The following is a 13,748-nucleotide window of genomic DNA, read 5'->3' as shown; positions in this document are numbered from 1 at the left end:
CTCGACGCATCGAGGACGAGCGCGCGGTGGCAGGCAGCTCACAGCGCCCAGGTGGGAAGATCGACGAGGGTGACGACAGCGGCCGTGCACATCCAGCCCGGGCCCTGGGAGATCAGCAGTACGTGGTCACCGGGAGCCACCTCGCGCGTACGGACCAGATGCTCCAGGGTGATGAACACGTCGGCGCCGCCCACATGCCCGATGCCCTTGCCGAAGTCCCACGTGGAGCGGTCCATGGGCAGGCCGAGCGGCATCATGACCGAGTACTCGATCATCCGGCCGTCGATGTTGATCGGTACGACCTTGGCGACGTCGTCGGCATTCAGGTCGGCGTCGACGAGTGCTCGGCGGATGACACCGAGATTGAAGAGAGTCAGTTTCTCGAGGGTCTCCGAGAGCGGGGTCTCGGTCTCGCTGTAGCGAGTGGCCCGTTCGGCCATGTCCCCGTCGCTTTCGCGGCCTTCGTCCGCCAGCAACGAGCCGTCACCGCGATGCCACCGTTCGAGCTCCGGCAGGATGCCCGCGCTCAGCGACCTGATCTGCGCGAAGCCTTCGTCCGCGCTGATCAGCGCCGCGGCGCCGCCGTCGGAGAGGAAGTACGCCTGGCCGATCCCCGTGTAACGGTCCGAGCCCGTGGCGGTGAAGTTCTCACCGGAGGTGAGCAGTACGTTCTCCGCCTGAGCGGCGCCCGTCATCTGTCCGACCGCCACCTCCAGGGCCCCCAGCATGCCGTTGCAGCCCTGGCGCAGATACAGCGACGAGAGCGGCTCGACCTCCAGTTCGCGCAGGACGTATCCGGGTGCGTAGGACCCGGGCGGGCCTTGGTAGTACACACCGCTGTGCACGTGGTGCGTGATGTCCTCCCGTTGCAGCTTCGAGCGGTCCATGGCGACGCGCGCGGCGGAGATCGCGAGTTCCACGGCCGGGATGTCGTGCGCCAGATGGGTGCCGGTCAGCCCGTTCGCGTCCACGAGGTCCTGGCTGATCAGTCCCTGGGACACGGCACGCTCGACGGGCTCGAACTCGTGCAGCGTGACACCGAGCGAGTCGATGAACACATGGTCAATTCTCATCGGAGGGCCTTTCCGTTCCGTCGAGATGTGAGGATGCCGAGGCGAGGATCCGCTCGATCAGGTACTCCGCGAGGTCCGCCGGGGTGTCGAACTCGAACGCCACCTTCGTCGGCAGCCTCAGCCCGGTCGCCTCGACGAGTGCCGTGCGCAGGTGCAGAGCGGTGAGCGAGTCGAATCCGAGGTTCTGCAGCCGGGCGTCCGCGGCCACGCTGCCCGGTGTGGCGTGGCCGAGGACGGCACTCGCCCGGTCCCGTACGAGGTCGGTCACCACCGTCTCCCGCTCCGCCCTGCTCATCGCCGCCAGCCGGTGTCGCAGGTCCGTCCGCTCCGCCGGGGTGGCCCGGGCCGTGCGGCGCGTGCCGACGGGCACGAGGGCCCGCAGGACGGAGGCCACGTCGCCGGTCTGCGCGTCGCCGGTCAGTCCCGCGAAGTCCAGCCGGGACGCGATCACGAGACTGCGGCCGGCCGCCCATGCCGCGTCGAAGAGCCCGAGCCCCTGCTGCTCGACGAGCGGATGCGTGCCGCGCGGCGCCGCCGGGTGCCGGTCCTTCCCGGACCGTCCCGGCGCACTGCCCGCCCCGGCCCACGCACCCCAAGCGATCGACGTGGCGGCGACGCCCCGGGACCGCAGGTGGTGGGCGAACGCGTCCAGGAAGGTGTTCGCCGCGGCGTAGCCGGCCTGTCCCGGACCGCCCAGGATGCCGGCGAGCGAGGAGAACAGCACGAACTGCCGTACCCCTGCCTCGTGGACCAGTTCGTACAGGTTCACGGCCGCGTCCACCTTGGGGCGCAGCGCCTTGCCCATGCGCTCCGCGGTCAGAGCCGGCAGACTCCCGTCGTCCGCCCCGCCCGCCGCGTGCACCACGGCGCCGATCCGCCGATCCGTGAGCAGGGCGGCCAGGGCCTCGTGGTCCGCCACGTCGCAGGCAGCCACCTCGACCCGGGCCCCCAGCTCCGTCAGTTCGGCTTCCAGGAGCGCCGCTCCCGGCGCGTCCGGTCCCTGACGGCTCGTCAGCAGCAGATCCCGCACACCGTGCTCGGTCACCAGGTGGCGGGCCAGGGCCGAGCCCGGCATGCCCGTCCCGCCGGTGACCAGCACCGTACCGTCCAGGCCGGCGTCCAGTCTCGGCAGAGCACTGCCCGGCACCAGGCGGGCCAACCGCGGGACCCGCGTGGTCCGCCCGCGCAGCGCCCACTGCGGTTCCGTGGCGGACGCCACGCGAGCGAGGGCGCGCCAGGTGGGTTTGGCGAGGTCGGTGTCCACGAGGACGAAGCGGTCCGGGTATTCCGTCTGCGCGCTGCGGATCAGACCCCAGACGCCGGCTCCCGCGAGGTCGAGCGGTGACGTGTCGTCGGGCCCGGCCACCGCGGGGACCGCGCCCCTGGTGAGGAACACCAGCCGGGAGCGGTCGAAGGCCGGTGTGCTCACCCACGCACGGGCCGTCTCCAGGGCACGGACCGTCGTGGCGTGAACGGCGTCCACCAGTTCCCGCCCGGCCGGATCGCCGTACTGCTCCAGGAAGGGGACCACGACGATGTCCGGGGCGTGTCGGCCGCCCTCCACGGCGGCTGCCAGCGCCGTCAGGTCCGGGTACGTCTCCGTGTAGCGTCCGGCGGTCATCAGCGAGGACCGCACGCGCACCGGATCCTCGCCCACGACGGCCCATGTGCGTTCGGCGTCGGCGGTGTTCGCCCGCGTGTCCACGACGGTCCACTCGATGCCGAACAGACTGTCCTGCTGCGCCACGTCCGCGGCCCGGAGCTCCTCACGCACGACGGGTGCGAACCGCAGGGCCGGGACCGTGAGGACGGGGGATCCGGTGGCGTCGGCGGCGGCCAGCGACACCGAGCCGTCCGGCCCCGGGGAGAGTCGGGCGCGCAGGACACAGGCGCCGGACGCGTGCAGCGAGACCTCTCCCCAGGCCTGCACCCGCAAGGACGCGTCGGGCTCGGGCGCGACCCCCTTCATGCCCGCCAGGCCGAGCAGGGCCTGTGCCAGCGCCGGGTGGAGTCCGAACCTCCGTGCCTCCTCACGCAGCGCGTCCGGTACGAGGATCTCCGCGAACACCTCGCTGTCCCGTCGCCACACGCCGTGCACGGTGGAGTGCAAAGTCCCGTACTGCAGGCGCAGTTCGGGCTCGGGTATCGGGAGGGCGTCCGCGGGTGGCCAGGCCTCGAGATCCCAGTCCGGCTCGCCCGCCGCCGCGACCAGCTCACCGGTCGCGTGGCAGGTCCAGGGCAACCCCAGGACGTCGTCGCCGCGCCGGGAGTGCACGGAGACCGTGCGTACGCCGGGCTCCCCACCCTCACCGACCGTGACGCGGACCTGGACGGCGCCGGACCCCGGCATCAGGAACGGCGCCTGCGCGGTCAGGGCGCGCAGCCGGCTCCTGCCCAGCTGCGCGCCGGCCGAGAGCGCCAACTCCGCTGCGAGCCAGTCCAGTTCCCGCTCCACACCCTCGGGGTGCTCTTCCGTCGACCACGCGGGCTTGCCCGCCGAAAGCCGGCCGGTGAACACCACGGTCTCGGTGCCGGGCAGTTCCACGGCGGCCCCCAGCAGGGGATGCGAGGTGGGAACCGCGCCCAGGCCGGACGCGCCGCGCGAGGTGCCTGTCGGTGTGTTGAGCCAGTGGTGGGTGCCTTGGAAGGGGTAGGTGGGCAGGTCGGGGTGGATGGGTGTCGGGGTCGGCGTGGGGTGGAGGGTGACGCCTTGTGTCCACGCGGCGCTGAGGGCGTGGGTCCAGTCGTGGGCGTCGCCGTGGTCGCGGTGGAGTGTGGCGAGGACGGCGGGCTGTTCGGTGAGGTCGTCGAGGGCGTCGAGGGTTTCCTGGGTCGGGAGGGTGAGGTCGGGGTGCGGGCTGACCTCGATGAAGGCCGTGACGCCGGTGTGGGCCAGTGCGCGGGTGGCGGCCTGGTAGTCGACGGTGTGGCGCAGGTTGCGGTACCAGTAGTCGGCGTCGAGTTCGGTGCCGTCGACCGGGCCGCCGGTCAGGGAGGAGTAGAAGGGCAGGTCACCGCTGCGCGGTGTGACGGGTGCGAGCGCTTCGAGGATCTGGTCCTTCATGGCTTCGGCGTGGACGGAGTGGGAGGCATGGTCGATGGGGATGCGTCGGTGGCGTACGTCGTGCTTCTCGCACCAGGCGGTGAGTTCGTCGAGCGCTTGGAGAGGGCCGGACAGGACGGTGTTGGCGGGGCTGTTGACCGCTCCGATGTCCAGTCCGAGGTCGGCGGCGATGGTCTCGGCCCGGTCTCGCGGCATGGCCAGGGAGATCATTCCGCCGCGGCCGGCGAGCTGGGAGATGAGCTGCGAGCGCAGGGTGACGATGCGCGCGCCGTCGGCGAGGGTGAGCGCGCCGGACACCGTGGCGGCGGCGATCTCGCCCTGTGAGTGACCGACCACCGCGGCGGGCCGGACGCCCGCGGCCCTCCACTGCGCGGCGAGGGAGACCTTGACGGCCCACAGGGCCGGCTGGACGACGTCCACGCGATCAAAGTCGGGCTGGTCCGGTTCACCGCGCAGCACGGCGAACAGGTCCCAGTCGACGAAGGGCCGCAGAGCCTCACGGCACTCCTGCAGACGCTGCGCGAAAGGACCGTCGTCGTCGAGGAGCTTCACGCCCATGGTGGGCCACTGGGCGCCCTGACCGGGAAAGACGAAAGCGGGATCGCCCAGTCGACGGCCGGTGCCGCGCACCACACCGGCATCGGTGTCCTGGTCGGTGTCGGCCAGCGCGCGCAGGCGCGTGACGAGTTGCGCGCGGTCGTCCCCGGTGACCGCCGCGCGGTTTTCGAACACGGTTCGTGAGCCGGCCAGCATCCGAGCCACCGTGCCGGCCGGCAGGTCCGGGTGGCCTTCCAGGAAGTCCGCCAGCCGTGCGGACTGGGCCCGCAGCGCGCCCTCACCACGCCCCGACAGCAGTATCGGCACCCCTCCCCCGCCGGGTGTCCGGGCAGCGGCCGTGGAGACGTGCTCGGCGGGCGCCTCCTCCAGGATCAGATGCGCGTTCGTGCCACTGATCCCGAAGGCCGAGACCCCGGCGCGTCGCGGGGTGCCGGTGCGCGGCCAGGGCTGATTCTCCGTCAGCAGCCGGGCTCGGCCCGCACTCCAGTCGACGTGGGGTGAGGGTGCGTCGATGTGGAGGGTGCGCGGCAGCGTGTCGTGCCTCATCGCCATGACCATCTTGATGACGCCGGCGACACCGGCCGCGGCCTGGGTGTGGCCGATGTTGGACTTCACCGAACCCAGCAGGAGAGGCTCTCCGGCCGGACGGTCCTGACCGTAGGTGGCCAGGAGCGCCTGCGCCTCGATGGGGTCGCCGAGGGTGCTGCCGGTGCTGTGTGCCTCGACGGCGCCGATCTCGGCCGGGGAGAGGCCGGCCTGCGCCAGGGCGGTGCGGATCAGCCGCTGCTGCGCGGGGCCGTTCGGGGCGGTGAGACCGTTGGAGGCGCCGTCCTGGTTGACCGCCGAACCCCGCACCACCGCCAGCACCGGATGCCCGAGTCTGCGTGCGTCCGACAGTCGTTCCAGCAGGACCAGGCCGACGCCCTCGGCGAAGCCGGTGCCGCTCGCCCCGGCGGCGAACGCCCGGCACCGCCCGTCGGAGGACATCGCGCGCTGCCGGCTGAAGGCGGTGAACGTACCGGGGGTGGACATGACGGTGGCGCCGCCCGCGAGGGCCAGGGTGCACTCGCCCTGCCGCAGCGACTGCGCCGCCAGGTGGATCGCCACCAGCGAAGACGAACACGCCGTGTCCACCGTGATCGCCGGCCCCAGCAGACCCAGCAGATACGAGAGCCGCCCGGAGATCACACTCGTGGCGTTGCCCGTGAGGAGCATGCCGTCCAGTCCGTCAGGGGCTTCGTGCAGCAAGGTCGAGCCGTACTCCTGGGCGATCGCGCCGACGAACACGCCGGCCGTGCTGTTGCCGAGGGATGTCGGGTCGATGCCCGCGCGTTCGAAGGTCTCCCAGGCCGTCTCCAGCAGCAGCCGCTGCTGCGGATCCATCGCCAGCGCCTCACGCGGCGATATCCCGAAGAACGCCTCGTCGAACCGCCCGGCATCCGCCAGGAAGCCACCGCTGCGGGAATAGGAAGTGCCGGGTCTGTCCGGGTCGGGGTCGTACAGGGCGTCCAGGTCCCAGCCGCGGTCCGTGGGGAAGTCACCGATCGCATCGGTTCCGGAGCGCAGCAACTCCCACAGGTCCTCGGGGCCCTCGACCCCACCGGGCAGGCGGCACCCCATCGCGACGATGGCGACGGGATCCGTGTCCGTGCTGGAGCTCGCCCGGAGCGCCGGGACGGCCGCCGTCGCCGTGGCTCCGTCGCGGCTCTCGGCCAGGTGCGCCGCCAGGGCCTGCGGGGTCGGATGGTCGAAGATCACGGTCGGGGCCAGCCGGAGGCCGGTCGCGGTGTTGAGGCGGTTGCGCAGTTCTACGGCGGACAGCGAGTCGAAGCCGATGTCCTTGAACGCGCTGTCGGCGCGTACGGCCTGCGGCGACTCGTGTCCCAGAACGGCCGCGGCGTGCCGGCGCACCGCGTCGAGCAGGGCGTGTTCGGCCTCCTTCGACGAGAGCCCGGCGAGCCAGGCGCCGGTGTCCCGCGCGTCACCGGATTCGACGGCGGCGGTACGGCGCGTGACAGCGCGGACGAGACCGCTCAGCAGGGTGGGCACCCCGCCGGAACGCCGTCGCAGGGCGGCGTGGTCGAGGAACGCGGCCACGAAGGCGGCCCCTCGCCGGTCGACGGCGGCGTCCAGGAGCGCGAGTCCCTGATCGGCGTCGAGCGGCCGGACGCCGTTGCGGGCGATGCGGACGCGGTCGGTGGTGCCCAGGTGCGCGGTCAGACCGCCGGCCTCCCACAGGCCCCAGGCCACCGCGGTGGCGGGCAGTCCGAGTGAGCGCCGGTGCTCCGCGAGGGCGTCGAGGAAGGCGTTGGCCGCGGCATAGTTGGCCTGTCCCGGACCGCCCAGGATGCCGGCGACCGACGAGAACAGGACGAAGCGCTTCAGGTCGGCGTCGCGCGTGAGGTCGTGCAGATGCAGTGCCGCGTCCACCTTGGGCCGCAACACGGTGGCGACCTGCTCCGGGGAAAGGCCGGACACCGTCCCGTCGTCGAGGACGCCGGCGCTGTGCACCACGGCGGTCAGGGGCCGGTCGAGGCCGGAGAGCACCGATGCCAGGGCCTCCCGGTCGGCCACGTCGCACGCTTCGACGGTCACCGACGCGCCCAGGGCGGTGAGTTCGTCGATCAGGTCGGCGGTGCCTTCGGCGGTGCGGCCGCTTCTGCTCAGTAGCAACAGGTGGCGGGCGCCGTGTGCGGCGACCATGTGCCGGGCGACGAGCCGGCCCAGGCCGGTGGTTCCGCCGGTGACGAGCGTGACGCCTTCGGGATCGAGCGTCCGCGGCTCTTCGGACGCGAGGTCGGCTGCACGCGTCAGGCGGGGGACCAGAACAAGGCCCGCGCGAACGGCACTCTGCGGCTCGTCGGACGCGACCGCGGCGCGCAGCCCGGCCACGTCCGCGGCGGCGGAGTCCGCCTCGGGGTCCAGGTCGATCAGGACGAGACGTCCGGGGTGTTCGGCCTGCACCGTCCGGGCGAGACCCCATACGGAGGCCCCGGCCAGGTCGGTGACGCCGGACGCCGACTCGGCCGCCACAGCGCCACGGGTCGTGAGAACAAGACGGGTGGCCTCGTACCGTTCGTCGCGCAACCAGTGCTGCACCTGCGCGAGGGCGAGTTGCACGCGCGCGTGGACCTCGGCCGAGGTGCCGGCGGCTTCCGGCCGGGGATGGTCACCGAACACGAGCAGGGTGTCGGGCGCGGGCCCCGTGGTGTCCGCCGCCAGGTCCGGCACCCCGTGCGCGTCGAAGCCCGCGTCGGTGAGGGCGGAGGCGACATGCGCGGCGTCGGGTCCCACCGCGAGCCAGCGACCCGCGGGCTGTGGCTCGGGCGGGGTGGTCACGGGCTGCCACCGCGTGTGCAGCAGCATCTGCCGGACGGTGTCGTCCGCTGCGGAAGCCGCCTCCGCCATGGGCCGCGTCGCCAGGGTGCTCACGGAGACGACAAGGGCTCCCGCCGGGTCCACGGCGAGCAGCGCGACGCCCTCCGGCTCCGGCCGGGTCAGCCGGACCCGCAGCGTGGTGGCCCCGGCCGCGTGCAGTCGTACGTCGTGCCAGGAGAACGGCAGGTTGAGCGGCCCGGATTCGTCCCTGTCCACCTCGCCCAGGACGTCGGGGTGCAGGGCCGCGTCCAGCAACGCCGGGTGCAGACTCCAGCCGTCGGCGGTCTCCCCTTCGGGCAGGGCGATCTCGGCGAAGACCTCCGCGTCCCTGTGCCACACGGCTCGCAGGCCTCGAAAAGCGGGACCGTAACCGTATCCGGCCCGGGCCATCCGCTCGTAGGCGTCCGCGACGGGCATCGCCTGCGCGCCCTGCGGCGGCCAGGTCGCGAGCGCTTCGGCGGCGGCGCTGTCAGCCGGCAGGGCGGGGACGAGGAAGCCATGGGCGTGCCGGGACCACAGCGGGTCGGCCGTCGATTCGGCGCCGCTCTGCGGCGCCGAGTGGACGCTCACCGCACGGCGCCCCGACCCGTCCGGCGCCCCGACGGTCACCTGCAGGCTGACGGTCTGCTGTGCCGCGACCACGAGCGGGGCCTCGAGGACCAGTTCTTCCAGACAGGGGGCGCCCACCTCGTCACCCGCCCGGATCGCGGCCTCGACGAAAGCCGTTCCGGGAAACAGGACGGACCCGCGCACCACGTGGTCGGCCAGCCATGGATGCGTGGCCGTGGAGACCCGTCCGGTGAACACCACGCCGTCCTCGTCCGCGCGATGGATCGCGGCGCCCAGCAGCGGGTGCACGACGGGGCGCAGGCCGAACGACTGCGGGTCGCCGCCTGTCGGTGTGTTGAGCCAGTGGTGGGTGCCTTGGAAGGGGTAGGTTGGCAGGTCGGGGTGGACGGGAGTGCGGGTCGGGGTCGGGTGGAGGGTGACGCCCTGTGTCCACGCGGTGCTGAGCGCGCGGGTCCAGTCGTGGGCGTCGCCGTGGCCACGGTGGAGTGTGGCGAGGACGGCGGGTTGCTCGGTGAGGTCGTCGAGTGTTTCCAGTGTTTCCTGGGTCGGCAGGGTGAGGACGGGGTGGGGACTGACCTCGATGAAAGCGGTGACGCCGCTGTGGGCCAGGGCGCGGATGGCCGTTTCGTAGTCGACGGTGTGACGCAGGTTGCGGTACCAGTAGTCGGCGTCGAGTTCGGTGCCGTCGACCGGGCCGCCCGTCAGGGAGGAGTAGAAGGGCAGGTCACCACTGCGCGGTGTGACGGGTGCGAGCGCTTCGAGGATCTCGTCCTTGATCACTTCGGCGTGGACGGAGTGCGAGGCGTAGTCGATGAGGACCCGTCGGTAACGCGTCTCGTGTTTCTCGCACCAGGCGACGAGTCGGTCGAGTGCTTGTGTGGGACCGGACAGGACGGTGTTGGCGGGGCTGTTGACCGCTCCGATGTCCAGTCCGAGGTCGGCGGCGATCGCTTCGGTCCGGTCTCGTGGCAGCGCCAGGGAGATCATTCCGCCGCGGCCGGCGATGCGGGTGATGAGCTGCGAGCGCAGGGTGACGATGCGCGCGCCGTCGGCGAGGGTGAGCGCGCCGGACACCGTGGCGGCGGCGATCTCGCCCTGTGAGTGACCGACCACCGCGGCGGGCCGGACGCCTGCGGCCCGCCACTGTGCGGCGAGGGAGACCTTGACGGCCCACAGGGCCGGCTGGACGACGTCCACGCGATCAAAGTCGGGCTGGTCCGGTTCACCGCGCAGCACGGCGAACAGGTCCCAGTCGACGAAGGGCCGCAGAGCCTCACGGCACTCCTGCAGACGCTGCGCGAAAGGACCGTCGTCGTCGAGGAGTTCGACGGCCATGGTGGGCCACTGGGCGCCCTGACCGGGAAAGACGAAAGCGGGATCGCCCAGTCGGCGACCGGTGCCGCGCACCACGTCGGCGTGGTCGTCCGCATCCGCGTCAGCCAGTGCGCGCAGGCGTGTCACCAGTTGTGTGCGGTCGTTTCCGGCGATTGCGGCTCGGTGTTCGAACACGGTCCGTGAGCCGGCCAGCATCCCTGCCACCGTGTCGGCCGGCAGCTCGGGGTGACGTTCCAGGAAGTCCGCCAGCCGTGCGGACTGGGCCCGCAGCGCGCCCTCCCCACGCCCCGACAGCAGCATCGGCGCCCTCACTCCCGACGGTCCGGCGACGGCCGCGGGAACGAGCTCGGCGGGCGCCTCCTCCAGGATCAGATGCGCGTTCGTCCCACTGGCGCCGAAGGAGGAGACGCCTGCGCGGCGGGGGGTGCCGGTGCGCGGCCAGGGCCGGGATTCGGTCAGGAGCTGGAGTCGGCCTGTGCTCCAGTCGACGTGGGGTGAGGGTGCGTCGACGTGGAGGGTCCGGGGCAGCGTGTCATGGCTCAGCGCCATGACCATCTTGATGACGCCGACGACACCGGCCGCGGCCTGGGTGTGGCCGATGTTCGACTTCACCGAACCCAGCAGCAGGGGTTCTCCGGCCGGACGGTCCTGGCCGTAGGTGGCCAGGAGCGCCTGTGCCTCGATGGGGTCGCCGAGCGTGGTTCCGGTGCCGTGTGCCTCGACGGCGCCGATCTCGGACGGGGAGAGGCCGGCCTGCGCCAGGGCGGTGCGGATCACCCGCTGCTGCGCGGGGCCGTTCGGGGCGGTGAGACCGTTGGAGGCGCCGTCCTGGTTCAGGGCCGAACCCCGCACCACGGCCAGGACCGGATGTCCCAGCCGACGTGCGTCCGACAGCCGTTCCAGCAGGACCAGGCCGACGCCCTCGGCGAAGCCGGTGCCGCTCGCCCCGGCGGCGAACGCCCGGCACCGCCCGTCGGCCGAGAGCGCCCCCTGGCGGCTGAACTCCACGAGTGCGCCGGGCGTCGACATGACCGTGGCACCCCCCGCGAGGGCGAGGGTGCACTCGCCCTGTCGCAGCGACTGCGCCGCCAGGTGGATCGCCACCAGCGAAGACGAACACGCCGTGTCCACCGTGATCGCCGGCCCCAGCAGACCCAGCGTGTAGGAGATGCGGCCGGAGGCGACACTGACGGCCGATCCGTTGCCGAGGTAGCCCTCCAGGTTCTCGGGGGCCCGCTCGTGGAGGCCGGGACCGTAGCCCCCGTGCATCACACCGGCGAAGACGCCTGTCCGGCTGCCCTTCAGTGAGACCGGGTCGATGCCCGCGCGTTCGAAGGTCTCCCAGGCCGTCTCCAGCAGCAGCCGCTGCTGCGGATCCATCGCCAGCGCCTCACGCGGCGATATCCCGAAGAACGCCTCGTCGAACCGCCCGGCATCCGCCAGGAACGCACCCTGCCGGGCGGACGACTTTCCACCGCCGCTGCTTTCGTCACCCAGGAGCCGGTCCAGGTTCCAGCCCCGGTCGTCGGGGAGCGGGCCGACCGCGTCCGTCTCCGCCACGAGCAGGTCCCACAGCTCCTGGGGCGTGCGGGCGCCACCGGGCAGACGGCAGCCCATCGCCACGATGGCGATGGGCTCGTCCGACTGCTCCGTCACAGCTGTTCCCCCGGCGTCCCCCGCGCTCTCGGCACCGAGGCCCCCCTCCGTCAGGCCGTCGAGGTACCGGGCGAGGGCCTGCGGGGTCGGGTGGTCGTAGGCCACAGCGGCTGAGAGACGGTGGCCGGAGGCGGCCGACAGCCGGTCGCGGAGGGTCACGGCGGCCAGGGAGGTGAAGCCGAGTTCGTGCAGAGGCCGATCGGCGGTCACGTCCTCGGAGGCCAGACCGAGGATGTCCGCGACCACGGAGCGCACCAGGCCGAGCAGCCCGTGCCGCGTCGTCGGGAGGACGGTGCCGGCGGACACCGGGGTCGCGGCGGGCGCTGCTCCGGTCGGTCCTTCGGCGGCCGGCTGGGGGCGGACGTTCACGGACGGATTGACGACCAGCAGCGTCGAGGGCAGCTCGGCCAGCCGCCGCCGGGCGGTCTTTCCCGCCGCTGTACGCGGGATGCCGTCGATGACGTGGAACTCGTCGGGCACCTTGAAGTAGGAGAGTTCCCGGCGGCAGGTCTCGAGGAGTTCCCGGGTGTCGATGCCCGCGGGGCCCTCCGGACCCGGCACCAGGTAGGCGACGGGTACCTCGCCCAGTACGGTGTGGGGTCTGCCCGTCACCGCGGCCTCGGCCACGCCGGGCACCCGGGCCAGGACGTGCTCCACCTCCGCGGGGTGGATGTTCTCGCCGCCGCGGATGATGAGTTCCTTGACCCGGCCGGTGAGGGTGAGCCTCCCGGCCGGGTCCTGCCGCCCGAGGTCGCCGGTGCGGTACCAGCCGTCCACGAGCACGGCCCGGGTCGCTTCCGGGGCGTTGTGGTATCCGGTCATGGTGGCCGGACTGTTCACCCAGATCTCGCCCTCGTGGCCGACAGCCACCTCCTCGCCGGTCAGCGCGTCCGTCAGCCGCAGCGTCAGGCCGGGCAGCGGGGTGCCGGTCGTGCCCAGGGCGCGTGGACCGGTGAGTGCCTGTGTGGTGATGGCGCCTCCGGTCTCGCTGCTTCCGTAGCTGTCCAGGAGGCGGATGCCGAAGGTGTCCTCGAAGGCTTCGTGCAGCGCGGGCGGGCAGGCCGAGCCTGCCGCCATGCACACCCGCAGCTTCGGCAGTGCGAGCCCGCGCTCGCGCGCGAGGTCCACCATGCGGTGGTAGGTGGTGGGAGAGGCGACGAGGAAGGTGGCCTGCTCGCTGCCGACGGCCTCCATGATCTCGTCCGGGGCGGAGCCCTCCAGGAAGTGGGCGAAGGCCCCGACGGCCAGAGTGGCGAGTACACCGATGTTGTGCGAGGCGGCGTGGTACAGCGGCATCGGCCACACGAGGCGGTCGGCCGCGGACAGGCCGAGGATCGGCACGGTGCATGCGGCCGTGGCCCAGAGGGACTTGCGCTGGGTCGTGACCACGCCCTTGGGGCGTCCGGTGGTGCCGGAGGTGTAGAGGATCCAGGCCGTCTCGTCCAGGTCCAGGTCGTCCCGCGCGTCGACGGGCGGCGGGGTGACGGCGAGGTGCTCGAAGTCGGTGGCGCCCGCCACCGGCTCGGCGGCGCCGACGACGATCAGATTGCAGTCCAGCCCGCTGCTCCGACCGATCCGTACCACCTGGGACACCTGTGCCGCGCCGCTGATCACCGTGCGGGCGCCGCTGTCGGCGAGGTGGTGGGCGAGCTCGGTGTCGGAGGACCGTGGGTCGACCGGCACGCCCACGGCTCCCGCCCGCGTGACGGCGAGACAACTCTCCACCATCTCGACCCGGTTGCCCACGCGCAGCAGGACGCGCTCACCGCGACCGACCCCGAGTGCGGCGAGGTGCCCGGCCAGGAACCGGGTGCGCTGTTCCAGAGCACCGTAGGTGACCGACCGTCGAGAGTCCTGGAAAGCCCGCTCGTCCGCTCGCTGCAGTGCGTGGTCCCTGAGGATCTCGTGCAGCGGACGGACAAATGCGACGGAGCGTTCTTCAGTCACAGCTCGGCTTCCAATCACATGGGGCGATGGACGGACTCTGACAATCCGGGGCCGCCATCCCCCAGGCACCGTCGGCACAAGGAGCGGCAGAGATCGTTCCCGATCCTTGCCAAGCAGTATGTCGAGGGGGGCACTAGGTCTTTCTCTAAACCCGGCCCGGCGCTGCC

At 72.4% G+C, this 13,748-nt stretch carries 2 protein-coding genes; both read right to left on the bottom strand.

Annotation, left to right across the window (positions count from 1 at the left end):
• Positions 1 to 38 precede the first annotated feature (38 nt).
• The gene (locus C6376_RS24290; RefSeq protein WP_254076026.1) at positions 39 to 1,073 is read right to left on the bottom strand and encodes a ketoacyl-ACP synthase III family protein; all 1,035 of its coding nucleotides are present in this window, start codon (positions 1,071 to 1,073) and stop codon (positions 39 to 41) included.
• Positions 1,063 to 13,581, bottom strand: a complete 12,519-nt coding sequence (locus tag C6376_RS24285) for a type I polyketide synthase (RefSeq protein WP_159083239.1) — start codon at positions 13,579 to 13,581, stop codon at positions 1,063 to 1,065. Before C6376_RS24285 ends, C6376_RS24290 begins: the two co-directional genes overlap by 11 nt.
• Positions 13,582 to 13,748 lie beyond the last annotated feature (167 nt).

This window comes from Streptomyces sp. P3 (assembly GCF_003032475.1).
In the GTDB taxonomy this organism is placed as follows: domain Bacteria; phylum Actinomycetota; class Actinomycetes; order Streptomycetales; family Streptomycetaceae; genus Streptomyces.
The sequence above is the reverse complement of the archived record's forward strand: the minus strand, read 5'-3'. Positions and strand labels throughout refer to the sequence as shown.